Origin of the sequence: Dietzia cercidiphylli, assembly GCF_039531545.1 — a bacterium.
In the GTDB taxonomy this organism is placed as follows: domain Bacteria; phylum Actinomycetota; class Actinomycetes; order Mycobacteriales; family Mycobacteriaceae; genus Dietzia; species Dietzia natronolimnaea.
This window is the reverse complement of sequence record NZ_BAAAQG010000007.1, coordinates 658208-683700: the sequence shown is the minus strand read 5'-3', so window position 1 is coordinate 683700 and position 25493 is coordinate 658208. Positions and strand designations below refer to the sequence as shown.

Sequence of the window (25493 nt, the reverse complement as noted above, 5' to 3'; positions counted from 1 at the left end):
CACCACACCGCTCCCCGGACAGTCACCGACCACCGGATCACGAGGGACTCACACTCTTCGCCACCCATTTCGGGGCAACTTCTCCAGCCTAGCCACACAGACCCACCAAGTCAAAACCGGGCCCGCACCACCATCTGAAGCTCACCACCTCCACCAGCCAGAACCTCTCGATCCGGACTCGCTCTCGGCGACTTCCAATAAGTTACGCAGACGTGAACCCAAACGCAAATCGCCAGGTCAACAGGCAGAAATGCGACACGGCGCCGGTGAAGACCGGCGCCGTGTCGCGATGCTCCCCGGATCAGTGGATCCGCACCCCTGCGAAACTCCGCTTTCCACGCCGGAGGACGAGCCACTCGCCGTGGAGCAGGTCGCTCGCCTGCGGGGTCCACTCCGCGTCGTCGATGCGCACGTTGTTGACGTACGCGCCACCCTCACCGACGGCACGTCGCGCCGCGCCCCTGCTCTCGGACAGACCGGAGGCGACCAGGAGATCGACGATCGTCCTCGGGCTGTCGGACCCCACCTCGACCGCGCCGGCGTCCTCGAGCGCAGCGCCGAGGGTCCGCTCGTCGAGCCCGGCCAGCTCGCCACGTCCGAACAGGGCCTGGGACGCCGCCTGCACCGATTCCGTGGCCGCCACCCCGTGCACCATCGTGGTCATCTCCTCGGCCAGGCGCTTCTGCGCCGCCCGCAGGTGCGGCTTCTCCCTGGTGAGTGCGTCCAGCTCGTCGATCTCCTCCCGGCCCAGGAACGAGAACCACCGCAGGTAGCGGACCACGTCGGCGTCGGAGGTGTTGAGGAAGTACTGGTACCAGGTGTAAGGACTCGTCAGGGCCGGGTTGAGCCAGAGACTCCCGCCGCCCGTCGACTTACCGAACTTCTTCCCGTCGGACGAGGTGACCAGGGGGACGGTCATCGCGTGCACCGACTCCCCGTCCATCCGGCGGTTCAGATCGACGCCGCCGACGATGTTCCCCCACTGATCGGAGCCGCCGATCTGCAGGGTGCACCCCATGGTGCGACGCAGCTGCACGAAGTCGTTGGCCTGGAGGAGCATGTAGGAGAACTCGGTGTACGAGATCCCGTCACCGTCCAGGCGACGCTTGACGGTGTCGCGCCCGAGCATGGTGTTGAGCGAGAAATGCTTGCCGACGTCGCGGAGGAACTGGATGGCGGTCAGGTGACCGGTCCACTGCATGTTGTTGACCACCCGGGCGCCCACCGGCCCCTCCGTGAGGTCCACGAACAGCTCGAGCTGACCGGTGATGCGCTCGGTCCACTCGGCCACGGTGTCCGCGGTGTTCATGGTGCGCTCCCCCACCTCGCGGGGGTCCCCGATCATCCCGGTCGCTCCGCCGGCCAGGACGATCGGCCGGTGCCCGGCCAGCTGGAACCGCCGGAGGGTGAGCAGCGGGATCAGGTGACCTGCGTGCAGGCTCGGCCCGGTGGGATCGAAGCCGCAGTACAGCGACACGGTGCCCTCGTCGAGATGGGCACGGAGCGAGTCGAGGTCGGTCGACTGCGCGATGAGCCCCCGCCACTGCAGGTCTTCGAGGATGTTGGAAGTCACGCACGCCATTGTTCCCCATCGACGTGGTGGGCTACCACGGGGCGGGGTGCGTCACCCTCGGCGCGCGTGGACTGCGCCGGTAGGAGGAGACCTCCCGGGCGCCCGCGAGCCAGAACCGCCAGGGTCTGTCCGCCTCACGGGAGACACCCACCCTGGGACCGGACCGGATCTGCGACTCGGCTACCGGATCGGCGCGGAATGTGACCGACGACGACGGGTCGAGGACGTCCATGCCCCGGTAGGACAGCTCGATGCCCAGCACCTTGCCGAGATTGCCCGGCCCGCGAGCCGCGCGCTCGACGGGTATCCCGGGCCGGCGGTCGTCCACCACCCGGTGTCCGCCCTCCACCCGCCCGGCTCGCAGCAGCACCCCGCCGCCCTCGCCCGCGGGACGGCAGGTGATGTTGACACACCGGTGGATCCCGTGGCTCAGGTAGACGTACATGTGACCGGCGTCGCCGAACATCACCTCGTTCCGCGGGGTCGGACCCGGCCAGGTGTGGGCGGCGGGATCCGGGTGGGGCGAGTCGACCGGTCCGCCGTAGGCCTCCACCTCCACCACCCGCACCGAGACCGGACCATGGGTCAGGACACCCCCGAGCAGTGCCCGTGCGGCATCGGCCGGGTGGGCGTCGCGGAGCAGCGCCCGGAACTGCCCCGGACCGGTGTCCGGTCGGGTCACTCCTGCGGAGCGCCGCCCGCACGGGCGAGCAGGTCCACGTGCTCGGCGTCATCCACCTGACGTGACTCCTCCACCAGCAGGACCGGGATGCCGCCGTCGATCCTGTACGCGCGGCGGAGGCGGGGGTTGTACAGCGTGTCGTCTCCCGCCAGGAGGAGCGGACCCTTGTCCTCGGGACAGGCGAGGATCTCCAACAGACGGTCATCGATGGCGGACATGGCGCTCACCCTACCCAGTGGGCGAGCTCGTCACGGATCTCTCCCAGCCGCCGCCGCTGGTCGGCCACTGCGGTGCCGGCGGTACCGCCCCGTGCACTCCGTGACGCGATGGATCCCGTCACGGTGAGCACATCGCGGACGTCGGGCGTCAGCGCCGGGTCGACGGCCGCCAACTCGTCGTCGGTCAGCTCGTCCAGCCCGACGCCGCGGGCCTCGGCCACCCGCACGCACTCCCCGGCCGCCTCGTGGGCGACGCGGAACGGCACGCCCTGACGGACCATCCACTCCGCGATGTCGGTGGCCAGTGTGTATCCGGCCGGGGCGAGCGCGGCGAGGCGCTCCGGGTGGAACTCCAGGGTCGAGACCATCCCCGCCATCGCGGGGAGGAGCAGGTAGAGCTGGGCGACCGAGTCGAAGACCGGTTCCTTGTCCTCCTGCAGATCCCGGTTGTAGGCCAACGGCTGGGCCTTGAGGGTGGCGAGCAGTCCGGTCAGGTTGCCGATCAACCGACCCGTCTTCCCGCGCATCAGTTCCGCGACGTCCGGGTTCTTCTTCTGCGGCATGATCGAACTACCGGTCGACCACTCGTCGGCCAGGGTCACGTATCCGAACTCCGGGGTCGACCAGGCGATCACCTCTTCCGCCAGCCGGGAGAGATCGACCGCGATCTGCGCGAGGACGTAGGCCGCCTCGGCGGCGAAGTCCCGCGAGCTCGTCGCATCGATCGAGTTGTCCGCCGCGCGATCGAACCCGAGCTCCGCCGCGATCGCGTCCGGGTCAAGTCCGAGGGACGAACCGGCCAGAGCGCCCGAACCGTACGGAGACACCGCGAGACGGCGGTCCAGGTCCCGGATCCGATCGACGTCCCGCAGCAACGGCTGCGCGTGGGCCAGCAGCTGGTGCGAGAGCAGGATCGGCTGAGCCGCCTGGAAGTGCGTCTTGCCCGGCATCACGGTCTCGGGGTGCTCGTCCGCCTGCGCCACGAGAGCGTCGACCACGTCGAGCACACCCCCGGCCACCTCACGCACCGCGTCACGCAACCACATCCGGAACAGCGTCGCGACCTGGTCGTTGCGGGACCGGCCGGCACGAAGGCGCCCACCCACCTCGACCCCCACCCGGTCGATCAGACCGCGTTCGAGGGCACCGTGAACGTCCTCGTCCGATTCTGCGGGGACGAACGCGCCGGAATCGATGTCCGCGGCCAGGCGGTCCAGACCGTCCAGCATCGCGTCGAGGTCCGCACCGGAGAGCAACCCCGCGCGGTGCAGAACCCTGGAGTGGGCCTTGGAGGCCCTGATGTCGTACGGAGCCAGCTCCCAGTCGAAGTGCGTGGACTTGCTCAGCGCGGCCATCGCCTCCGCGGGCCCGCCCGCGAAGCGTCCGCCCCACAGCGCTCCGGCGTTGGTGCCGTGCCGTTCGTCCTGCCGGTCGGCGTCGCTCACAGCCCGAGGTCCCGCTTGGCGGCGATCTTGGAGCTCAGACCGTGGAGGTTCACGAAGCCCTTGGCGTAGCTCTGGTCGAACGAGTCCCCCTCGTCATAGGTCGCGAGGTTGAAGTCGTAGAGCGAGGAGTCGGAACGACGACCGTTGACGACGATGGAACCACCGTGCAGGACCATCCGGATGTCCCCGGAGACGTGCTGCTGGGTGTTGTCGATGAAGGCGTCGAGGGCGTATTTCAGCGGGGAGAACCACAGGCCGTCATAGACCGCGTTCGACCACTGGTCGGAGACCCCGGACTTGTACCGCGCCAGCTCACGCTCGAGGGTGACGTCCTCGAGCGCCTTGTGCGCGGTGATGAGGATCATCGCTCCCGGCGCCTCGTACACCTCGCGGCTCTTGATACCGACGAGCCGGTCCTCGACCATGTCCAGCCGCCCCACGCCCTGGGCCCCGCCCCGGCGGTTGAGCTCCACGATGGCCTCGAGCACGGAGACCTTGCGCCCGTCGATCGCCACCGGGATGCCCTCCGAGAAGGTGACGGTGACCTCGTCGGGAGCGGCGAAGTTGAGGGTCGGGTCCTCGGTGTAGTCGTAGACGTCCTTCGTGGGGGCGTTCCACAGGTCCTCGAGGAAACCGGTCTCCACCGCGCGGCCCCAGACGTTCTGGTCGATCGAGAACGGGGACTTCTTGGTCACGTTGATGGGGATCTCGTTCTGCTCCGCGAACTCGATGGCCTTCTCACGCGTCCAGGCGTAGTCGCGGACCGGGGCGATCACCTCGAGGTCCGGGGCGAGCGCACCGAAGCCCACCTCGAAGCGGACCTGGTCGTTCCCCTTGCCGGTGCAGCCGTGCGCGACGGAGGTACCGCCGTGCATCTTGGCCGCCGTGACCAGGTGCTTGACGATCAGCGGGCGGGAGATCGCCGAGACCAGCGGGTACTCCCGCATGTACATCCCGTTGGCCTTGATCGTGGGGGCGCAGTACTCGTCGGCGAACTCGTCGCGGGCGTCCACGACGATCGACTCGACGGCGCCGCAATCCAGTGCGCGCTGCCGGATGACCTCCATGTCCTCACCGCCCTGACCCAGGTCGATGGCGACGGCGACGACCTCGGCTCCGGTCTCCTTGCCGATCCAGCTGATGGCGACAGAGGTGTCGAGGCCGCCGGAGTAGGCGAGGACTACGCGATCGGACATGGTGTGCTCCTTGATGGTTCGGATCTCTAAGGTCTGGGTTGGGGTCGTGGATGTCAGAGTGGGCGTCGGGCGAGGGAGGCGAGCCGGTCCGCGAGCTCGGCGCCTCCGACGGGTTCACGGGCCATCACGAATATGGTGTCATCCCCGGCGATGGTCCCCACCACGTCGTCGAGGTTGGCGCGGTCCAGGGCGCTCGCCAGGAAGTTCGCGGCGCCGGGCGGGGTCCTCAGGACCGCGATGTTGCCACTGTGGTCCGCCGAGACCAGCAGGTCGCCGAGCAGCCTGCCGAGCCTGTCCGTGCCCCCGGGGATCCCCGGGGCCCGGCTGCCGTCCTCCGGGATGATGTAACGGCCCGCGCCTCCGTCGGCGGCCCGGAGCTTGACGGCCCCGAGCTCGTCGAGATCCCGGCTCAGGGTGGCCACCGCGACCGCGATGCCCTCCTCGGCCAGGGCCTCCGCCAGTTCGGTCTGGCTCCGGACGGGTCGGCGCTGGAGGATCTCGGCGATCCGGGCGTGCCTGGCGGTCCTGCTGACCGTCCCCACCGTCATCACGACCGCTCCATGAGCCACACGAGCAGCGCCTTCTGCGCGTGGAGCCGGTTCTCGGCCTCGTCGAACACGCGGCTGCGGGGGCCGTCGATGACCTCGGCCGCGATCTCCTTGCCGCGGTAGGCGGGAAGGCAGTGCAGGACGATCACGTCGTCGGACGCCCTGTCGACGGACTCCTGGCCCAACTGGTAACCGGCCAGGTCGCGGAGCCGGTCGGTCGCCGAGTCCTCCATCCCCATCGACACCCAGGTGTCCGTGATGAGGACGTCCGCCCCGGCCACCGCCGAGTCGACGTCGGTCGTGATCCTCACGGAGCCACCGGTCCCCGCCGCCACGCGCTCGGCGTCCGACACCACCTGCCCCGTCGGTTGGTATCCCTCCGGCGCGGCGATGGTGATGTGCATTCCCGCGGTCGCGAACCCGAGCAGATACGAGTGCCCCATGTTGTTCGCACCGTCGCCGAGATACACCGCGCGCAGGCCGGCGGTGCGACCGAAGTTCTCGCGGATGGTGAGCAGGTCCGCGAGGATCTGGCACGGGTGGAACTCGTCGGTCAGGGCGTTGACGACGGGCACGTCCGAGTGCGCGGCGAGCTCGGCGAGCCCGTCCTGCGAGTAGGTGCGCCAGACGATCGCCTCGACGTAGCGCGACATCACCCTCGCCGTGTCGGAGAGGGTCTCACCCTTGCCCATCTGGGTGGATCCGGAGTCCACCACGATGGCGTTCCCACCGAGTTGGGCGATGCCCGCGTCGAACGAGAACCGGGTCCGCGTGGAGGTCTTGTCGAAGATCACGGCGACCGACCGCGGCCCTTCGAGCGGGCGGGCCGAGAACGGGGCGGCCTTGAGCCGCATCGCCAGATCGAGGACCTCGGCCTGCTCCGCGGGGCTGAGGTCGTCGTCCCTCAGGAAGTGCCGCACCGACGATGATGCTGACGATGATGCCGAGGTCATGAGGTGGACTCCTTCGGGGTCGCGGCGTCGAGGATGCCCGGGAGCCCGGCGACGAACCGGGCGACCTGCTGCTCGGTCAGCACGAACGGCGGGGCGAGTCGGACCACGTCCGCGGTGGTGGCGCCGACGAGGTACCCGGCCTCCCGGGCCGCCCCCTCCACGGCCTTGGCGAGCGGGGCGGTGAGCACGACGCCGAGCAGCAGCCCCCTCCCCCGCACGTGGTCGACCAGCGGGTGGTCCAGGCACTCGATCTCCGCCGCGATGATCTTCCCGAGTCGGTCGACGTGCGCGATCAGGTCATCGGCCTCGATCGTGTCGAGGACGGCCAGGGCGGCCGCGCACGCGACGGGGTTACCGCCGAACGTGGTGCCGTGCTGACCCGCGGTGAGCAGGTCCCCGGCCGCACCGACCGCCAGGCAGGCACCGATCGGCAGCCCGCCCCCCAGGCCCTTGGCCAGGGTGATCACGTCGGGGACCACGCCGGCCCGCCGCGTGGCGAACACCGCCCCGGTACGACCGATCCCGGTCTGGACCTCGTCGACGATCATGAGGATCCCGTGCTCGCTGCACAACGATCGCACGTCGGCCAGGAAGTCCTCGGGGGGTTCGACGACCCCTCCCTCGCCCTGGACCGGCTCGACGATCACGGCGGCCGTGTCCGCGGGAGCCTGTTCGACGAGAGCGGTGAGCGCGGCGGTGTCGCCGTAGGGGAAGAACTCGACCCCTGCGGGCATCGGGTCGAACGGCTCACGTTTGGCGGGTTGGCCCGTCATCGCGAGCGCACCCATGGTTCTGCCGTGGAAACCGTTCTCCGCGGCGAGGATCCGCGAACGGCCCGTCCGACGGGCGATCTTGAACGCGGCCTCGTTGGCCTCGGCGCCCGAGTTGCAGAAGAAGGCGCGGACGGGCTCGTCCACCGCCAGCAGCGACTCGAGTCGCTCGGCCAGCGCCACCACCGTCGGGTGGATGTAGAGGTTGGACACGTGCCCGAGCTCGGCGACCTGTCGACTGACGGCGTCGACCACCGCCGGGTGCGCGTGGCCGAGTGAGTTGACCGCGATCCCGCCGAGCAGGTCCACGTACTCGCGGCCGTCGGCGGCGGTGACGGTGACGCCCCGGCCCGAGACCAGCTCGAGCGGAGGGGTGCCGTAGTTGCGCATGAGCGCGCTGTCCCACCGTGCGGTGAGGGACGTGGTGTCGGTCCCGGTCATCTCGCGCCTCCTGCCGGCGTGCGGATCTCGTGGTCACCCTCGGTGACCATGGTGCCGATGCCGCCCTCGGTGAGAACCTCGAGCAGCACGGAGTGTTCGACGCGCCCGTCGATGACGTGGGCCGCCCGCACCCCGCCCTGCACCGCACGAAGACACGCCTCCATCTTGGGGACCATCCCGCTCTCGAGCGACGGGAGCAGCCGCGCGAGCGGCCCGGTCCCGAGGTGCGTGACCAACGAGGACCGGTCCGGCCAGTCGGTGTACAACCCCTCCACGTCGGTGAGGACGACGAGCTTCTCGGCGCCGAGCGCGGTGGCCAGCGCACCGGCGGCGGAATCGGCGTTGATGTTGTGGACGGTGCCGTCGGCATCCGGTGCGATGGTGGACACGACGGGGATCCGGCCGGCCTCGATGAGGTCCAGGACGGCACCGGGGTCGACCGACTCGACGTCGCCGACCAGCCCGATGTCGGTCGGCTCCCCGTCGACCATCGCCGTCCGCCGGACGGCGGTGAACAGACCGGCGTCCTCTCCGGAGATCCCGACCGCGTAGGGGCCGTGCGCGTTGATGAGCCCCACCAGCTCGCGGCCAACCTGGCCGAACAGCACCATGCGGACGATGTCCATGACCTCGGGCGTGGTCACCCGGAATCCCCCGCGGAACTCGCCCTCCATCCCCAGGCGGCCGAGCATCGACGTGATCTGGGGACCGCCCCCGTGGACCACCACCGGCTTGAGACCGCAGGTCCGGAGGAACACCATGTCGGCCGCGAACGCCGCCTTGAGCTGGTCGTCGACCATCGCGTTGCCGCCGTACTTGACCACGACGATCTTGTGGTGGAACTTCTGCAGCCACGGCAGCGCCTCGGCGAGGACGTGGGCACGGACGAACGGCGTCAACTCGGTCGACCCGTCGTTCATCTCGGTGGTCATGTCAGGCCTCTCCGGGCTGGTCGGGAACGGTCAGGGTCAGGCGGACGTCGGCACCGCCGCGGTGGCGGAACCGGAACTCCACTCCCTCCGCCGTGGGTGCGGGTTCCGGCCACGGCTCGTGATCGGTGTCCGGTCGGAAGACGAGCACCTCGATCGGTCCGACCTCGGCACCCGACCGGGCGCTGACGAACCGGGCAACGTCCTCGGCGACGCAGTGGGTGAACGTGAAGTCCTCGCCGGGCTCACCGGCACCGGGACCGTCGAGCAGGACGACCCCGCGGATCGACGGGACCTCGGCGCTCAGGGTGCTCCACCGCAACTCCGCGGCGTCGGCCCCCTCGCCGTCGACCTCCAGCACGGACGTCGCGCCCGCGGGAGCCGCCCAGACCACCGCGTCGTTGCGCACCGGATCAGACCACGACTCGAGACCGTGGGTGCGCCCACCGGACACCGCGCCGGACAGGATGCCCGCACTCACGGGGCGAGGCCGACCGTGCTGAGTCCGGCGGTCTCGGGGAGTCCGAGTGCGAGGTTCATCGACTGGATGGCGCCACCGGCGGTGCCCTTGGCGAGGTTGTCGATCGCCGCGGTGAACACCGCGCGCCCCGCCCGCTCGTCGACCTCGATGCCGAGCTGCACGGCGTTGGACCCGAGGACCGAGGCGGTCATCGGCTGCACGCCCTCGGGGAGCACGTGGACGAAGGGTTCGTCGTCGAAGGCGTCGGCGTACACCCGCCGCAACTCCCCCGCCGTGGCGGTGGTCGGGGCGACCGCGGTGGTGAGGATTCCCCGTGCCATCGGGGCCAGGACAGGGGTGAAGCTCACCGACACCTGCGACTGGGTGACCGCCCGCAGGTTCTGGGTGATCTCGGGCGCGTGACGGTGGGTCGTGACGCCGTACGCTTTTGCCGAGCCCATGACCTCCGAGGCGAGCATCGGCACCTTGGCGGATTTCCCCGCGCCCGAGGCGCCGGTGACCGAGACGATCGTGATCCCCGACGCGTCGACCAGTCCGGCCGCCACCGCCGGGAACAGCGCGATGCTCGCCCCCGTGGGGAAGCACCCGGGCACCGCGATCCGGCGGGTCGACCGCAGCGCCTCACGCGCGCCGGGGAGTTCTGGCAGACCGTACGGCCAGGTGCCGGCGTGCGCGGACCCGTAGTAGGACTCCCAGTCCGAGGCGTCGGACAGCCGGAAGTCCGCGCCCAGGTCGACGACGAGGACGTCTGGCCCCAACTGCTCGGCGATCGCCGAGGAGTGCCCGTGCGGCAGTCCCAGGACCACGACGTCGTGCCCGGCCAGGGTGTCCGCACTGGTCTCGACCAGGACGCGGTCCGCGAGCGGCAGGAGATGGGGATGGTGCTCGACCAACGGCTGCCCGGCGTTGGACCCCGCGGCCAGGGTCCCGATCTCCATCTCACCCGACACGAGCGCGGGGTGCCCGAGCAGCAGGCGGAGGAACTCCCCGCCCGCGTAACCCGACGCACCTGCGACCGCTACCTTGATTGCCATGCGCACAAGTATGCATCACCTTGCAATCTTTTGCACACCGGCGCGCCGCCCTCGACCGTCCCGGACAGGTCACGCACCGAGCTGACGCCGTCCGCCGCGGAAGCGGCTCTGGCCGAGGTCCACCGATCCGCCCAGGCGACGCCCCTCCTCGATCCCCGAGGTGCCCACCCGCCGCCGTGCACCGCGGACCGCCGAGGGGAAGCGACGCCGCAGTTCGGAGTCCGCCCGCTGGGCGTCCGATCTCAGGACGAGTCCCGCCCCGGCGGCGTCCCCGCTCCCGGCGACGGCGTCGTGTTCGGCCGCGGCCAACCGGCGCCCCACCTCGAAGGCGAAGCCGGTCATGAACGACTTCCGGTGCGTGACCGGCGAGACGCCGGGAGCCGGCCGCTGGCGCGCTGCCGCCGCGAGCATGACCCCCGTGAGCGCGCCGGCGAGCATCCCCACCCGCTCGACGTGCCGCCGCACCCCCACGATGTGGACGACCTTCGCGCCGTCACCGCGGGTGGAGGTGACGGCCCGGCAGTGCATCGCGGACGCCAGGGCCGCCACCAGACCCACCTGGTCAGGCTGGTACTTCCCGGCGACCACGTGATCGAGCACGGTCACTTCCGCGGGCTGCGCATCGGGCCCCGATCTCGCCAGCGCCTCGTCGACCCCGTACTTGGCGAGCAATCCGTAGGCCCGCTCGAGAAAGACCTCGGCCTCCGGCGTTCCGGCGACGCTCTCGGCCTTGGCGAACAGTTTGCGGACCCGGTCGAGCGCCTTCGCGGCGGAGGACTCGGCGGAGGCGGGCTGAGTTGTGGACATGGTCTACTCCCGGTGGTCTCGGCTGTGAGGTGAGCCGAATATTCGCACAGGTGTACGACAGAAGGGCGGATCCCGGACGATCAGTGGTGCAGGAACCAGGTGTGGTCGAGCGGCCCGGCCCCCCGGCCCACCTCGAGATCGAGCCCGCCCCTCAGGGCACCGTCCATCCAGGGACGGACCCGCCGGTAGGCGCCCTCCCAGTCCTCGGTCCCCACCCGGGCAGTGGCCAGGGCGGAGGACAGCGAGCACCCGGTCCCGTGGGTGTGCGGTGTGTCCACGCGGACGAACGGGAGTCGCAGGGTCGTGCGCCACCCGCCCGCGGATCGAACGAGGATGTCCTCCGCACTGCCGTCCTCGAGATCGCCGGTCGTGGCGAGCACCGAGCACCCGGTCTGCTCGTGGACGAGTTCGGCCTGCTCCACGATCATCTCGATACTGCCCGCGGTGGGCTCCCCGCACAGGACACCGAGTTCCGGGACGTTGGGAGTGACCAGATCGACGAGCGGGACCAGGTCGCGCAGCATGCGGGAGGCGTCGTCGCTGGAGAGCCTGCCCCCGGTGGTGGCGACCATGACCGGGTCGAGGACGACGTTCGGGGGCCGCCGGCGACGCAGCCAGTCCCCCACCGCCTCGACGAGGGAGGCCTCGCCGAGCATGCCGATCTTGACCGCGTCGATCCGCACATCGTCCGCCACCGCGTCGAGTTGGGCGACCACGGTCTCGACGGGTACGGCGTGCACGCCACTGACCCCGAGGGTGTTCTGGATCGTGACCGCCGTGACGGCTCCCATCGCGTACCCGCCCATCGCGGCGACGGACTTGACGTCCGCGAGCAGGCCCGCGCCGCCGGACGGGTCGGTGCCGGCGATGCACAGGACCCTCGGGACCCCGGCCGGCTCAGCCACGGAGCGTCGCCCCGACCGCCGCCTGCGCGGCCTCCACTGCCGCGGTGCGCCATCGGGTCGCCTCGTCCTCGGTGAGCGTCCGGTCGTCCGCCCGGAAGCTCAGGGCGTACGCCAGAGACTTTCGACCCTCGCCGAGCTGGGTGCCGGTGTAGACGTCGAACAGTCGAACGCTCTCCAGGAGATCCCCGCCGCCCGAGCGCAGGGCCGCCTCGACCGAGGACGCCGGCACGGTCGACTCCACCACGAGCGCGACGTCCTGGTTGACGGCCGGGAAGGCCGAGATCGACGGCGCGGGCAGGACCTCACGGACCCCGATCGCGGTGAGGTCCAGTTCCGCGGCGCAGGACCGGTCGGGGAGTCCGAGTCGCTCACAGGCGGCCGGATGCAACTCGCCGGCGTGGCCGACCACGGCGCCGTCGACCAGGACCTCCACGCAGCGGCCCGGATGCCACGGCGCGTACCCGGCCGCACGGACCTCGACCTCGGCTCCGAGCGCGCGGGCGACGATCCGGGCTGCCTCGACCGCGTCGAGGGCGTCGGCGTCACGGCCCGGCGCGGCATGACCCGCCGGTTCGCGCCTGCCGGTGTAGAGGGCGGCCACGTGCAGGGGCTGCTCCGGCAGCGAGGCCGTGAGCGAGTCCCTCTCCTGCGGCGTCGGCTCGCGGTCGACGGGCAGCATCTCCACCGCCCCGGTGGTGGGGGTACGGAAGGAGACCTGCGCGACGGAGAACAGCGACAGGTCGCGGGTGCCGCGGGTGAGATTGCGCCGGGCGATCTCCACCAACGACGGCAGGAGCGTGGTGGCGAGGTGCCCCTTCTCGCTCTCCAGGGGATTGACCACCGACATCGTCCTGCGCCGCTCGTCGTCGTCGTCCAGTCCCATGGCGTCGAACACCGACGGATCACAGAACGGCGAGGTGAGCACCTCGACGTGCCCGGCCGCCGCCAGAGCGTGGCCCACCGCGCGACGGCCGCGCTGGAACGCGGTGAGCCCGCGGCCGGCCGGCGCCGTCGGTAGCACCGACCGGATGTTCTCCAACCCCTCGAGGCGGAGGACCTCCTCCACCAGGTCCGCGGGCAGCGTGAGGTCCGGGCGCCAGGTCGGCGGGGTGACCTCGAGCAGCACCTCGTCGTCCCCGGTGACGGTGCACCCGACCTGCTCCAGGCGGTGGCGCGCGGTGCCGGTCGGGTAGTCGACCCCGGCGACGCGGGCGGGCCGGCCCTCATCGAACGCGATGGTCGGCATGACGGGGGCGGAACCGATGTCGGTGAGGGAGGCCTCGACCGTGCCGCCGGTGATCTCGGCGAGCAGCGTCGCCGCGCGGTCCAGTGCGGCGATCGTGGCCGCGGCGTCGACACCACGCTCGTACCGCTTGCCCGCCTCACTGGGGAGCTTGTGACGGCGGATCGTCCGGAACACCGCGAGGGTGTCCCACACGGCGGCCTCGAGCAGGACGTCCGTGGTCTGCCCGGACACCTCCGTGCTCGCGCCGCCCATGACGCCCGCCAGTGAGATCGGCCCGCGGTCGTCACAGATCACCACGTCCTCGGGGTCCAGCGTCCGCTCGACGTCGTCGAGGGTCGTGAGCTCCTCCCCCGGCCGCGCCCGGCGGACGATGAGCCCACCCTCGAGCGCCGCGGCGTCGAACGCGTGCATCGGGTGCCCCAGCTCGAGCATGACGTAGTTGGTCACGTCGACCGCCGGCGAGATCGGGCGCACGCCCGACAGCAGCAGCCGCCGCGCCATCCACCACGGCGTGCGCGCGGACGGGTCGACGCCGGTCACGCGACGGAGGGCGAACCGCTGCGCGCCCGACTCCTCGGCCACCTCGAGCGGCCAGGTCTGGCCCTCTGCCCCGAGGCCCTGCTCGACCGCGGGATCAGCGAAGTCGAGCCCGAACCCGCACGCGAGTTCGCGGGCCAGGCCGCGCGCCGACAGGCAGTACCCGCGGTCCGGGGTGACGTTGAGCTCGATGACGGTGTCGGGTCCCGCCGCCCCGGCGTCGAGGACCGGCCCGGCCGGGTCGCCGGGCTCCGCCGTGCCCTCGGCCAGGACGATGATGCCGCTGTGGTCGGATCCGATCCCCAGCTCGGACGCCGAGCAGATCATGCCCTCACTGGGCTTGCCGTACGTCTTCCGCCTGCCGATCTCGAACCCACCGGGAAGGACGGTTCCCGGCAGCGCGACGACCACCAGGTCGCCCGCCTCGAAGTTCCGCGCCCCGCAGACGATCTGCTGCGGTTCGTCCGCACCCACGTCGACCAGGCAGAAGCGGATGGGTTTCTTGAACCCCTCGAGCTCCTCGATACTGCTGACCCGACCGATCGTGAGCGGTCCCGAGATCTCGGGCAACTGCTCCGGCTCGCCCTCGACCTCGAGGCCGACGCGCACGAACCCCGCGTCGAGCTCGGCCGGGGTCACCGACCAACCGTCGTTGGCCCGCTGCAGGATCTCGGTCAGCCAGGACTGCGCAATTCGCACTGTGGGGGTCCTTGTTCTTCTCGGGTGGAAGGGGCGGTGGGTCAGGCGCGGATGCCGAAGGGCAGCGAGAACCGCACGTCCCCCTCGACCATGTCCCGCATGTCGGACAGTCCGTTGCGGAACTGCAGGGTGCGCTCGAGGCCCATGCCGAACGCGAACCCCGAGTAGACCTCCGGGTCGATGCCGCAGGCGGTCAGCACGTTGGGGTGGACCATCCCGCACCCGCCCCACTCGACCCAGCCCGCGCCCCCCTTCTTCCGCGGGAACCACACGTCGACCTCGGCAGAGGGCTCCGTGAAGGGGAAGTAGTTGGGCCGCATCCGGGTACGGGTCTCCGGTCCGAAGAGCGCGCGGGCGAAGGCGTCGAGCGCACCGCGCAGGTGCGCCATGGTCAGCCCCTTGTCGATCGCCAACCCCTCCACCTGGTGGAACACCGGGGTGTGGGTGGCGTCGAGCTCGTCCGTGCGGAACGTCCGACCGGGGCAGGCCACGTAGATCGGCGGCTCCCGATCGAGCATCGTCCGGATCTGCACGGGCGAGGTGTGGGTGCGCAGCACCTGGCGGCTGCCCTCGGGAGCGATGTGGAAGGTGTCCTGCAGGGTGCGCGCGGGGTGGTCCGGGAGGAAGTTCAGGGCGTCGAAGTTGTAGTGCTCCGCCTCGACCTCCGGGCCCTCGGTGATCTCCCAGCCCATCGCCACGAACACGTCCGCGACCTGCTCGGTGATGATCGTGATGGGGTGCTGGGCGCCCACCGGAGCCCGACCCGACGGCACGGTCAGGTCCAGGGTCTCGGCCACGAGGACGGCGGCGTCACGCTCCGCCTGCAGCTCGGCGAGGCGGGCGTCATAGGCCTGCTGGACCCTGCCCCGCGCCACGTTGACGGCCTTTCCGGCGGAGGCCTTCTGCTCCTTGGGCAGCGACCCGAGGGTCCGGCGTCCCAGCGCGATCGGGCTGCGGTCGCCCAGGTGGGCGGTCTTGGCGGCGGCCAGGGCGTCCAGGTCCGTGGCGGCGGCGAACGCCGCCTCGGCCTCCGCCGCGTACCCCGCCAGCGACTCCTCGTCGATCCGCACCTCGACAGCGCTCGTGTCTTCGCTCACCTGTGCTCTCGTCCTCCCCGTCACGGCGATCTCCGGCGACCGCCGGCGGCATCCCGCAACAGACTAGTCGATCGGGATCGGACCCCCCGGCCCACCTGCGCGTACCCCCTCGCCGCGAGGGGTCACCCGCTAACGCACCTCGTGAACGGCCCCGGAGTCCACCACGAGCTCGCGGGTCCCCCGGAAACCCTGGCGCATCCGCCGGTCGTGGGTCACCAGCAGGACCGTGCCGTCGAAGGCCTCCACGGCCTGCTCGAGCTGCTCGATCGCGGGTAGGTCCAGGTGGTTGGTGGGCTCGTCCAGCACGAGCAGGTTGACGCCGCGCTGCTGGAGCAGGGCCAGCGCCGCCCTGGTCCGCTCCCCCGGGGACAGGGACGCGCACGACCGGGCGACGTGCTCGCCGCCCAGTCCGAACTTGGCCAGCACCGTCCGACCCTCGGTGGGGTCCAGACCCGCCGGGTCCGCGGCCACGCAGAACGTGTCCAGCAGGGGCCCCGGGCCACCGAACTCCGCGCGGGCCTGGTCGACGCGACCCGCCGCGACGCCGGCTCCCGTGCTCACCCGCCCGGTGTCCGGGAGCCGATCGCCCGCGAGCAGACCCAGCAGCGTGGATTTGCCGGACCCGTTGGCGCCGGAGATCAGCACCCGGTCCCCCGAGTCGATCTGCAGGGTCACCGGACCGAGCGCGAAGTCTCCGCGGCGGACGACGGCGTCGGACAACACCGCCACGACCGACCCCGACCGGGGCGCGGTCGCGATCTCCATCCGCAGCTGCCACTCCTTGCGCGGTTCGGCCACCACGTCGAGCCGCTCCATCGCACGCTCGGTCTGGGAGATCTTGGCGGCCTGCTTCTCCGACCGCTGGCCGGCCCGGTTGCGGATGTGCTTGTCCTTCTCGGCATCCTTGCCGCCCGACTTGCGCATGGTGTTGCGGACGCCCTTGTCGAGCCACGTCTTCTGGGTCTGCATGCGGTCCTTGAGCTGACCGACCCGGCCCGCGTACTCCTCGTATGCCTCGCGCGCCCGCTGCCGCGCCAGCGCGCGCTCGGCGAGATACGACTCGTATCCTCCGTCGAACACCGTGATCTGCCGCTGGGCCGAGTCGAGCTCGACGATCCCGGTCACACACCTGGCCAGGAACTCACGGTCGTGACTGACCACCACCATCGGACGCCGCTCGGTCCGCATGAAGTCCTCCAACACCGCGAGCCCCGCCAGGTCGAGGTCGTTGGTCGGCTCGTCCAACAGCAGGATCTCGTACTGGCTGAGCAGCACGGCGGCGAGGGTGACACGGGCGGCCTGGCCGCCCGAGAGCGCCGACATCGGCAGACCCAGAACGGCGACGTCCAATCCGAGCCGGGCGGCGGTCACCGGGATCCGCTCGTCCAGGTCTCCACCGCCGAGGGCCAACCATCGCTCGAGGGCGTCGCCGTAGGCGTCGGCGGCCGAGTCCGAGTCCGCCATCTGCAGCGCGAGTGCGTCCATGTGCTCCTGCGCGTCGGCGACCCCGGTGGCGCGGTGCAGGAAGTCGCGCACCTCCTCGTCGTCGTGGCGCTCCACCTCCTGACGGAGGAACCCCACCGTCGCGTGCGGTGGGCTGACGGTGACCGTCCCCGACATCTCGGCGTCGGGAGCGCCGGCGAGGGCGTGGAGCAGTGTCGATTTGCCGGCGCCGTTGGGTCCGGTGAGCCCCCAGACGTCACCCTCGGCGACGACGAGGTCGAGACCGGTGAACAGGGTCCGCGCACCTCGTGAGGCCCCCAGGCCGCGGGCGGTGAGGGTGGCGGTCACGAGGCGGCGGCCTGCAGGCGCGCGCTGGTGTGGAGGCAGATCGAGGCAGCGGTGACGATGTTCAGGCTCTCGGCCCGCCCCCGGAGGGGGATGCGCACGCGGACGTCGGCAGCGTCGGCCAGCGCGTCGGGGACGCCGTGCGCCTCGTTTCCGAAGACCCACGCGGTCGGCCGGGACAGCACGTCGTCGGCGTGTTCGATGTCCACCTCACCGTCGCCGGTGGCCACCGCGACCTGGAGGCCCAGCCGGTGGGCGCGGTCGACCAGGTCCGTCTCGGCGATCCCGCGCACCACGGGGAGATGGAAGAGGCTGCCGGCGGAGGCGCGGACCGCCTTGGTGTTCTCCGGATCCACCGCGCCCCCGGTGAGCCACACGCCGTCGGCGCCGAGTGCGTCCGAGACGCGGATGAGGGTGCCGACGTTCCCCGGTTCGGCCAGCGCCTGGCCCACCGCGACGAGGCGCACAGACCCCTCGTCCGGGTCCCCGGGGTCGCGGACGACCGACCGGCACAGCGCGACGATGCCCGTGGGCGAGACGGTGTCCGACAGCGCCCTGATCGCACGGTCGGTCACCACGGAGACGGTGACCCCGGATGCCGATGCGGTGGTCACGAGGGTGGCGAACCGGTCGAGCGAGTCCGGGCCGCAGAACACCTCGATCGCCGCCCCGGTCGTCAGGGCCGACTCGACCGAGTTGGCCCCCTCCGCGAGGAAGCGCCCGGCCTTGCGCCGGGCGGCCGCGCGGTGGAGCTTGGATGCGGAAACGACCCGCGGTGTCCGTTCGGTGAACGGATCCGCGGGTCGTCCGGTGCCCTCCCCGGGCAGGGTGCTGTGCGTCACATTCGCAGACGTCAGGCAGCCGGCGCGTTGACGTCGGCCGGCAGGGCCTTGCGCGCGACCTCGATGAGCGCCGTGAAGGCGGCCGGGTCGGTGACGGCCAGGTCGGCGAGCACCTTGCGGTCCACCTCGACGCCCGCGAGCTTGAGGCCCTGGACGAAGCGGTTGTAGGTCATGTCGTTGGCGCGGGCCGCCGCGTTGATGCGGGTGATCCACAGCTTCCGGAAGTCGCCCTTGCGCGCGCGACGGTCACGGTAGCTGTAGGTCATCGAGTGGAGCATCTGCTCCTTGGCCTTGCGGTACAGCCGCGAACGCTGCCCGCGGTAGCCCTTGGTGGACTCGAGTACGGTCCTACGCTTCTTCTGGGCGTTGACTGCCCTCTTCACGCGTGCCACTGGTCAATCCTCACTGATCTGGGTGGTCACCTCACGGCGACCGGAAGTACTACGTATGGGAGAGGGCTCAGAGCCCGAGGAGCCGCTTGATGCGGGGGACGTCGGCCGGGGCGACGTCCGTGCGACCGTCGAGACGACGGGTGCGCTTGGTGGGCTTCTTCTCCATGATGTGGCGGCGGTTGGCCTGCTGGCGCACGAGCTTGCCCGTCCCGGTCTTCCGGAAACGCTTGGCGGTGCCCTTGTGGGTCTTCATCTTCGGCATGATCGGTCTTCCTCACATGGTTCGTCCCGGAGACCGGCGGGGTCTCGGGTGAGCGGACGACGTGCGTCCGGTGGTCGGTGTGGTGCCGGAGTCCTACTCCGAGGCGGGGTCGGTGACCTTCGACTCCTGCGCCTTGACCCGGGTCTTGGCGCCCTTGTGGGGGGCGACGACCATGGTCATGTTGCGGCCGTCCTGCTTGGCACTGGTCTCGACGTATCCGTATTCGGTGATGTCGTCCGCCAGGCGCTGGAGCAGCCGGTACCCGAGCTCGGGGCGGGACTGCTCGCGACCGCGGAACATGATCGTCACCTTGACCTTGGAGCCCTTCTCGAGGAAACGGACCACGTTCCCCTTCTTGGTCTCGTAGTCATGGGTGTCGATCTTGGGCCGGAGCTTCTGCTCCTTGACCACGGTCTGCTGCTGGTTCTTCCGCGACTCGCGCTCTTTCTGCGCCGCCTCGTACTTGAACTTTCCGTAGTCCATGATCTTGCAGACCGGCGGGCGCGCGGTGGGCGCGACCTCGACGAGGTCCAGATCGGCCTCCAGGGCCAGACGAAGTGCATCCTCGACGCGAACGATCCCCACCTGCTCGCCCCCGGGGCCGACGAGTCGGACTTCGGGGACACGGATTCGTTCGTTGATACGTGCTTCGGCGCTGATGGGCCCTCCTCGGTAGATGGTGCTCTGTCCGCGACCGCTCGCGCGGTCGCGCATCCGCCCTCGAGGTACCCACGGCACCACCGGACACACCGGCGATACCGAGAAGGCCCCACGGCACGGATACCGGGGGGCCTCTCACTCCTCACCCGTCGACGAGACGTCTCCGCGATACGCTCGCAGACCCCTCGTCGGGGGTGGTGACCATCAAACAACCCAGGGCGTCGGATGGTGGGAGATCGGGCTCCTCTTGGACGTCGGAACCCACCACGAAGCGGATTCCCACAGTCGGAGCAGAACTCTACCAGGATTCCCGGGGACCCCCAAACCGGTCCGACCGCCCGGAGTCGCCCGGCCCGTGGGACAGTGTTCGGCATGAACACCGACCACCCCGCGTCCACAGATCCCGCCGCCGACGCGACCGCAGAGAGTTCTCTCGAGGACCATCTCGACGCCCGCGAGGTCGAGATCGTCGAACTCGCCGACGTCCCCGCCCAGGAGATCATCTTCCGCTCGATCGTCGTGCTGATGAGCGCCGCGGCGGAGAAGCTGGGGCTGTCCGACGACGACCCGACCGCGAGCCCGCATCTCGACCTCGACGAATCGCGCAAGCTGATCACCTCGCTCGCCGGACTCGTGACCGGGTCCGCCGAGTACCTCGGGCCGCAGGCCAGCGTGGTGCGGGATGGACTCCAGGGGTTGCAGCGCGCGTTCCGCGAGGCCAGCGCGTTCCCCGACGAGCCCGGCGAGGGTCCCGGCGAGAAGTTCACCGGCCCCGTCTACTGACCCCCGACTGCCCGCCGCCGGGGTACGCGACGCCACGGTCGCACCCTCCGGCGTCGGGTCAGCGCAGGGCCCGTGCCTTGCGTGCCGCCTTGGCCGCGGTCTTGTCCGACGCCGTCTTCCTCGCGGGCGCCTTCCTCGCGGGCGCCTTCGCGGCCGCGGCCTTGCTCGCCGCCGCCTTCTTGGCGGGCGCACCACCGACCGACGCCGGGACGGTCCGGGATCCCTCCGGGCCCTCCTGAGTGACCGGGAGGACCTGCGCGAGGAAGCGACCGGTGTGACTCTCCGGCACCGCCGCGACCTGCTCGGGGGTGCCCTCGGCCACGACGACGCCACCGCCGGCGCCACCCTCGGGCCCCATGTCGATCACCCAGTCGGCGCTCTTGATCACGTCGAGGTTGTGTTCGATCACGATGACGGTGTTGCCCTTGTCGACCAGCCCCTGGATCACCAGGAGGAGCTTGGTGATGTCCTCGAAGTGCAGACCCGTGGTGGGCTCGTCGAGGATGTAGACGGTCCGTCCACTCGACCGCTTCTGCAGCTCGGCCGCGAGTTTGACCCGCTGCGCCTCACCGCCGGACAGCGTGGGTGCCGACTGGCCCAGACGCACGTACCCCAGGCCGACCTGCGAGAGGGTCTTGAGGTACCGGTGGATCGAGGTGATCGGCTCGAAGAACTCGCACGCCTCCTCGATGGGCATGTCGAGCACCTCGGCGATGGTCTTTCCCTTGTAGTGCACCTCGAGGGTCTCGCGGTTGTACCGGGCGCCGTGACACACCTCGCACGGGACGTAGACGTCCGGCAGGAAGTTCATCTCGATCTTGAGCGTGCCGTCCCCCTGACACGCCTCGCAACGGCCGCCCTTGACGTTGAACGAGAACCGCCCCTGCTTGTAGCCCCGGACCTTGGCCTCGGTGGTCGCCGCGAACAACGTCCGGATCTTGTCGAACACCCCGGTGTACGTGGCCGGGTTGGACCGCGGGGTGCGACCGATCGGTGACTGGTCCACCTGGACCAACTTGTCGAACGACTCCACCCCGTCGATGCGGGAGTGCCGTCCGGGAACCTGGCGCGCCCGGTTGAGCTGGTTGGCCAGCGAGGTGGCGAGGATGTCGTTGACGAGGGTGGACTTACCCGAGCCGGACACGCCGGTGACGGCACACAGCACACCGCCCGGGAACACCACGTCGACGTTCTTGAGATTGTTCTCGCGTGCCCCGCGCACGTGGAGGACCTTCTCCGGGTTCAGTCCACGCCGCGTGTCGGGCACCGCGATCGACCGCCGCCCCGCCAGGTAGTCACCCGTGAGCGACTCCTCGCTGGCCAGCAGCCCCTCGTAGTCCCCGGAGTGCACCACCCGTCCGCCGTGTTCGCCGGCCAGGGGGCCGATGTCCACGATCCAGTCCGCCGCGCGGATGGTGTCCTCGTCGTGCTCCACCACGAGCAGCGTGTTCCCCAGGTCCCTCAGCCGGACGAGAGTGTCGATCAGGCGACGGTTGTCCCGCTGGTGCAGACCGATGGACGGCTCGTCGAGCACGTAGAGCACGCCGGCGAGACCGGACCCGATCTGGGTGGCCAGCCGGATGCGCTGGGCCTCCCCGCCGGACAGGCTGCCCGCCACCCGGTCCAGGGACAGGTAGTCCAGTCCCACGTCGAGGAGGAAACCCATGCGGGCCTGGATCTCCTTGAGGACCCGGCCGGCGATCATCGCCTGGCGGGAGTCCAGTTCGAGGCCGTCCAGGAATTCGGCGCAGTCCGCGACCGACATCCGGGAGATGTCGGCGATCGACCGGTCACGCCCGCCGGGGCCGGTCATCGTGACGGCGAGGATCTCCGGCTTGAGACGGGTCCCCTCACAGGCGGGGCACGGCACCTCCCGCATGTACCCCTGGTAGCGCTCCTTCTGCGACTCCGACTCCGTCTGCTCCAGTCGGCGTTTGAGGAACGACATGACGCCCTCGAACTTGGCGTCGTAGGTCCGGACCCGGCCGTAGCGGTTCTTGTACCGCACCCGGACCTTCGTCGACGCCCCTCCGAGCACCGCCTTGCGCACCTTGGCGGGCAGGTCCTGCCAGGGCGTGCGCAGGTCGAAGCCCAGGTCGTCGGCCAGCCCCGAGAGCAACTGCTGGAAGTAGTCGGCGCTCTGGCCCCCCGACCACGGGGCGATCGCGCCGTCCGCCAACGACCGCTCCGGATCGGGTATCACCAGGTCGGGGTCCACCTCGAGGTGCGAGCCGAGCCCGTCACAGACCGGGCAGGCGCCATAGGGGGAGTTGAAGGAGAACGCACGGGGTTCCAGGTCGTCGAGCCCGATCGGGTGACCGTTGGGGCAGGCCATGTGCTCGGAGAACCGGCGCCGCCGGCCGGGGTCGGCCTCGTCGAGGTCAACGTAGTCGATGACGATCACCCCGTCCGCCAGTCCCAGCGCGGTCTCGACGGAATCGGTGAGCCGCTGGCGGGAGGACGGTTTGGCGGCGAGGCGGTCCACGACCACCTCGATGTCGTGCTTCTCCTGCTTCTTGAGCGTCGGCGGCTCCGCGAGGGTGTGGAGTTCACCGTCCACCCGCACGCGGTTGTACCCGTCGGCCGCGAGTTGGGCGAAGAGGTCGACGAACTCGCCCTTACGGGTGCGCACGACCGGCGCCAGCACCTGGAACCTGGCGCCCTCCTCCCCCTCGAGGATCTGGTCGACGATCTGCTGAGGGGTCTGACGCGAGATCACCTCTCCGCACGTCGGACAGTGCGGAACACCCGCCCGCGCGTAGAGCAGACGCAGGTAGTCGTAGACCTCAGTGATGGTGCCCACCGTCGACCGGGGGTTCCGGTTGGTGGACTTCTGGTCGATCGACACCGCCGGAGAGAGTCCCTCGATGAAGTCGACGTCCGGCTTGTCCATCTGACCGAGGAACATGCGCGCGTAGGAGGAGAGGGACTCCACATACCGACGCTGCCCCTCGGCGAAGATCGTGTCGAAGGCCAACGAGGACTTGCCGGAGCCCGACAAGCCCGTGAAGACGATCAGGGAGTCGCGCGGGACGTCGATGTCCACGCCCTTGAGGTTGTGTTCCCGTGCGCCGCGGACGACCAGACGGTCCACCATGGGTACTCCTTCCGAGGGGGATGACGCCACGGACCCGTGGCGGTGGCCGTGCGCGCCGCATGGCCGCCGTCCCGCAGACGAAGGTACCAACGAACCCCGACACGCTTACCACCACGAACCGCCGTCGCCGTCAGTAGCCTGCAGATATGTCGAATCCCACCGAGTCCGTCCCCGAGCACATCACCCTCACCGAGGGCTACTCCGGCCGCCTGGGTGGCCGCCTGACCGGTGAGCGCTGGACCGTCGGCCCGGCCCGGTTGTCCAAGATCTCCGTCGGGGAGATGGACAACAGCGTCTACGTGATCGAGTCCGTCTCGACGGGCGCGGCACTCCTCGTCGACGCCGCGAACGACGCACCCCAGCTCATCGCGCACCTGAGGGCGCAGGCCCCCGGAGTGAGAGAGGTGGTCACGACCCACCTGCACGCCGACCACTGGATCGGCCTGTCGGAGACCGTCGAGGCCCTCGGCCTCACCACCATCGCCTCACCCGGTGACGCCGGGGACATCCACGTACCGACCGACCGCCACGTCTCCCACGGTGACGAGCTCGTCGTGGGGGACCTGCGCCTCGGGGTCATCGGTCTGCGGGGACACACCCCGGACGGCATCGGGCTCCTCCTCCGCACCGAGGAGGGGACCCACCTGTTCCCCGGCGACTCCCTCTTCCCCGGCGGACCGGGCAAGACGGGCACCCGGGAGCAGTTCGACACCCTCATGGACGACCTCGAGTCCCGGGTCTTCGCCGTGCTCGAGGACGACGTGGTGGTCCACCCCGGGCACGGGGACGACACCACGCTCGGGGCCGAGCGTCCGAACCTCGGCACGTGGCGAGAGCGCGGCTGGTGACGCCCGACGGCACCGACCGACCGGCCGATCAGAATCGTTATCCGGCCCCCGTCACAGCTGATCGTCCCAGCGCATCACGCAGGTCCGTAGGGTCCGTGGCGGGGGACGATCCTCCGACCGGAGGCGCCGGGCCGGGGTTTTCACTAGGTTCGACCACGCATCCCAATTCCCAGGAGGAACGATGATCCGACGACTCGCACGACCCATGCTCGCCACGGTGTTCGTCATCGACGGCGTGGAGACGCTACGCAATCCGCAGGCCCATGTGGCCAAGGCGGCCCCGCTCGTGGACAAGGCCGCACCCCTGGTGGAGAAGGGCGAGCAGGCCGTCAACGAGCACGTGACGACCTCCGTGCCGCCGGTCACCAAGGACACCGAGACCCTGGTCAAGGCTCTCGCGGGAGTCAAGGTCGGTGCCGGTGTGCTGTTCGCGCTCGGCAAGGCCCCCCGCCTGTCGGCCCTCGCCCTCACGGCGTCGCACCTGCCCACGACCGTCACCCGCAACGACTTCTGGGCGGAGTCCGACCCCGCCGCCAAGAGCCGCAAGACCACCGGCCTGGCCACCGACGTCGCCCTGCTCGGTGCGCTCCTGCTCGCGTCGGTCGACACCGCCGGCCAGCCGGGCCTGACGTGGCGTGCCCGCAAGGCCGGGGACACGGTCGCGGCCAAGCTGCCCGGCGCCAAGGCCGAGTCCGTGGCCGCCGGCGCCGCGATCGCGGGGGTCGCCCACAACGTGGCCGACCACGCCCGCGGTGTCGCCGACTCCGTGAAGGACAAGGCCCCCGAGGTCGCGGACACCGTCCGCGAGAAGGCCCCCGAGGTCGCCGACCAGGTCCGTGGTCAGGCGTCCGGCGTCGCGGACGTGGTCCGGGCGAAGGCCCCGGAGGTCGCCGAGCTCCTCCGTGAGCGGACCGCGGCGGCACGCAAGCAGGCCGCCCCGATCGCCGCCCAGGTGAGGGACCAGGCCGGCGTCGCCGCCCACGTCGCCGCCGAACAGGCCGCGGAGACCCGCGAGGTCGCCCGCGACCGCGCGGCCCACGTCCGGGAGGTCGCCGCCGCGCGCGCCGACAAGGTGGACACCAAGGACCTCCGCAAGTCCGTCGAGTCGGCCAAGAAGAAGGCCCGGAAGGACGCCCGGAAGAAGGTCACCACCGCCAAGAAGACGAGTGACCGCGCGCGGAGCAAGGCCGCGGCCGCCATCCGGCCCTGACGATCCGCTCCCCCGGTGCCCGCGCACCGGACGTCGACGACCCCGCCCCC

General features: G+C 70.7%; 24 protein-coding genes. 3 read left to right on the top strand and 21 right to left on the bottom strand.

Annotation, left to right across the window (positions count from 1 at the left end; genetic code table 11):
- Positions 1-301: 301 nt before the first annotated feature.
- From tyrS to infC, 20 genes are all read right to left on the bottom strand, one after another.
- Entirely contained in the window at positions 302-1573 is a 1272-nt protein-coding gene (gene tyrS, locus ABD250_RS09460; RefSeq protein ID WP_182658998.1) for a tyrosine--tRNA ligase, read from the bottom strand.
- Positions 1574-1604: 31 nt separating this feature from the next.
- Positions 1605-2255, bottom strand: coding sequence for a DNA-3-methyladenine glycosylase (locus tag ABD250_RS09455; RefSeq protein ID WP_182658999.1), 651 nt, complete (start codon positions 2253-2255; stop codon positions 1605-1607).
- Positions 2252-2473 (bottom strand): Trm112 family protein, encoded by a 222-nt coding sequence (locus ABD250_RS09450; protein WP_182659000.1) that lies wholly within the window; start codon positions 2471-2473, stop codon positions 2252-2254. The genes ABD250_RS09455 and ABD250_RS09450 overlap by 4 nt, the downstream gene beginning before the upstream one ends.
- Before the next feature lie 5 nt (positions 2474-2478).
- Positions 2479-3918, bottom strand: a complete 1440-nt coding sequence (argH, locus tag ABD250_RS09445; protein ID WP_182659001.1) for an argininosuccinate lyase — start codon at positions 3916-3918, stop codon at positions 2479-2481.
- Positions 3915-5114: an argininosuccinate synthase gene (locus tag ABD250_RS09440; RefSeq protein WP_095717203.1), complete on the bottom strand. Its 1200-nt coding sequence runs from the start codon at positions 5112-5114 to the stop codon at positions 3915-3917. Before ABD250_RS09440 ends, argH begins: the two co-directional genes overlap by 4 nt.
- 53 nt (positions 5115-5167) lie before the next feature.
- Positions 5168-5662, bottom strand: coding sequence for an arginine repressor (locus ABD250_RS09435; RefSeq protein WP_176474999.1), 495 nt, complete (start codon positions 5660-5662; stop codon positions 5168-5170).
- Positions 5662-6615, bottom strand: a complete 954-nt coding sequence (gene argF / locus ABD250_RS09430; protein ID WP_182659002.1) for an ornithine carbamoyltransferase — start codon at positions 6613-6615, stop codon at positions 5662-5664. The genes ABD250_RS09435 and argF overlap by 1 nt, the downstream gene beginning before the upstream one ends.
- A complete protein-coding gene (locus ABD250_RS09425) occupies positions 6612-7826 on the bottom strand; it encodes an acetylornithine transaminase (RefSeq protein WP_182659003.1) in 1215 nt (404 codons plus the stop codon). Before ABD250_RS09425 ends, argF begins: the two co-directional genes overlap by 4 nt.
- Positions 7823-8758, bottom strand: a complete 936-nt coding sequence (gene argB, locus ABD250_RS09420; protein WP_182659004.1) for an acetylglutamate kinase — start codon at positions 8756-8758, stop codon at positions 7823-7825. The genes ABD250_RS09425 and argB overlap by 4 nt, the downstream gene beginning before the upstream one ends.
- Position 8759: 1 nt before the next feature.
- The gene (locus ABD250_RS09415; protein WP_182659005.1) at positions 8760-9236 is read right to left on the bottom strand and encodes a hypothetical protein; all 477 of its coding nucleotides are present in this window, start codon (positions 9234-9236) and stop codon (positions 8760-8762) included.
- Positions 9233-10270, bottom strand: coding sequence for an N-acetyl-gamma-glutamyl-phosphate reductase (argC, locus tag ABD250_RS09410; protein ID WP_182659006.1), 1038 nt, complete (start codon positions 10268-10270; stop codon positions 9233-9235). The genes ABD250_RS09415 and argC overlap by 4 nt, the downstream gene beginning before the upstream one ends.
- Positions 10271-10339: 69 nt before the next feature.
- Positions 10340-11077, bottom strand: coding sequence for a DUF2786 domain-containing protein (locus ABD250_RS09405; RefSeq protein ID WP_344391895.1), 738 nt, complete (start codon positions 11075-11077; stop codon positions 10340-10342).
- Between the two features lie 80 nt (positions 11078-11157).
- Positions 11158-11982, bottom strand: coding sequence for a bifunctional hydroxymethylpyrimidine kinase/phosphomethylpyrimidine kinase (thiD, locus tag ABD250_RS09400; RefSeq protein WP_344391893.1), 825 nt, complete (start codon positions 11980-11982; stop codon positions 11158-11160).
- Positions 11975-14464 carry a phenylalanine--tRNA ligase subunit beta gene (pheT, locus tag ABD250_RS09395; protein WP_344391891.1) on the bottom strand — a complete coding sequence of 830 codons (2490 nt, stop codon included), beginning with the start codon at positions 14462-14464 and terminating at the stop codon, positions 11975-11977. Before pheT ends, thiD begins: the two co-directional genes overlap by 8 nt.
- A 41-nt stretch (positions 14465-14505) precedes the next feature.
- Entirely contained in the window at positions 14506-15561 is a 1056-nt protein-coding gene (gene pheS / locus ABD250_RS09390; protein ID WP_095717213.1) for a phenylalanine--tRNA ligase subunit alpha, read from the bottom strand.
- Between the two features lie 129 nt (positions 15562-15690).
- On the bottom strand, positions 15691-17352 hold the full coding sequence (locus ABD250_RS09385; RefSeq protein ID WP_182658969.1) for an ATP-binding cassette domain-containing protein: 1662 nt from the start codon (positions 17350-17352) through the stop codon (positions 15691-15693).
- Positions 17349-18191, bottom strand: a complete 843-nt coding sequence (locus ABD250_RS09380) for a TrmH family RNA methyltransferase (protein WP_182658970.1) — start codon at positions 18189-18191, stop codon at positions 17349-17351. The genes ABD250_RS09385 and ABD250_RS09380 overlap by 4 nt, the downstream gene beginning before the upstream one ends.
- An 11-nt stretch (positions 18192-18202) precedes the next feature.
- Positions 18203-18583, bottom strand: coding sequence for a 50S ribosomal protein L20 (gene rplT / locus ABD250_RS09375; RefSeq protein WP_095717216.1), 381 nt, complete (start codon positions 18581-18583; stop codon positions 18203-18205).
- A 67-nt stretch (positions 18584-18650) separates the two neighbouring features.
- Positions 18651-18845, bottom strand: coding sequence for a 50S ribosomal protein L35 (gene rpmI, locus ABD250_RS09370; protein WP_007630819.1), 195 nt, complete (start codon positions 18843-18845; stop codon positions 18651-18653).
- Positions 18846-18938: 93 nt separating this feature from the next.
- Entirely contained in the window at positions 18939-19559 is a 621-nt protein-coding gene (infC, locus tag ABD250_RS09365) for a translation initiation factor IF-3 (RefSeq protein WP_095717217.1), read from the bottom strand.
- Between the two features lie 318 nt (positions 19560-19877).
- Between infC and ABD250_RS09360 the strand changes: the two genes are divergently transcribed.
- Entirely contained in the window at positions 19878-20288 is a 411-nt protein-coding gene (locus ABD250_RS09360) for a DUF1844 domain-containing protein (RefSeq protein WP_095717218.1), read from the top strand.
- Positions 20289-20346: 58 nt separating this feature from the next.
- Here ABD250_RS09360 and uvrA read toward each other — a convergent pair whose 3' ends face one another.
- Positions 20347-23385: an excinuclease ABC subunit UvrA gene (uvrA, locus tag ABD250_RS09355; protein WP_182658971.1), complete on the bottom strand. Its 3039-nt coding sequence runs from the start codon at positions 23383-23385 to the stop codon at positions 20347-20349.
- A gap of 146 nt (positions 23386-23531) precedes the next feature.
- Here uvrA and ABD250_RS09350 point away from each other — a divergent pair, with 146 nt between their 5' ends.
- Positions 23532-24233: an MBL fold metallo-hydrolase gene (locus tag ABD250_RS09350; protein WP_182658972.1), complete on the top strand. Its 702-nt coding sequence runs from the start codon at positions 23532-23534 to the stop codon at positions 24231-24233.
- Positions 24234-24414: 181 nt separating this feature from the next.
- Complete coding sequence (locus ABD250_RS09345; RefSeq protein WP_344391870.1) at positions 24415-25443, top strand: DoxX family protein; 1029 nt, start codon at positions 24415-24417, stop codon at positions 25441-25443.
- The last annotated feature ends 50 nt before the right edge of the window (positions 25444-25493 follow it).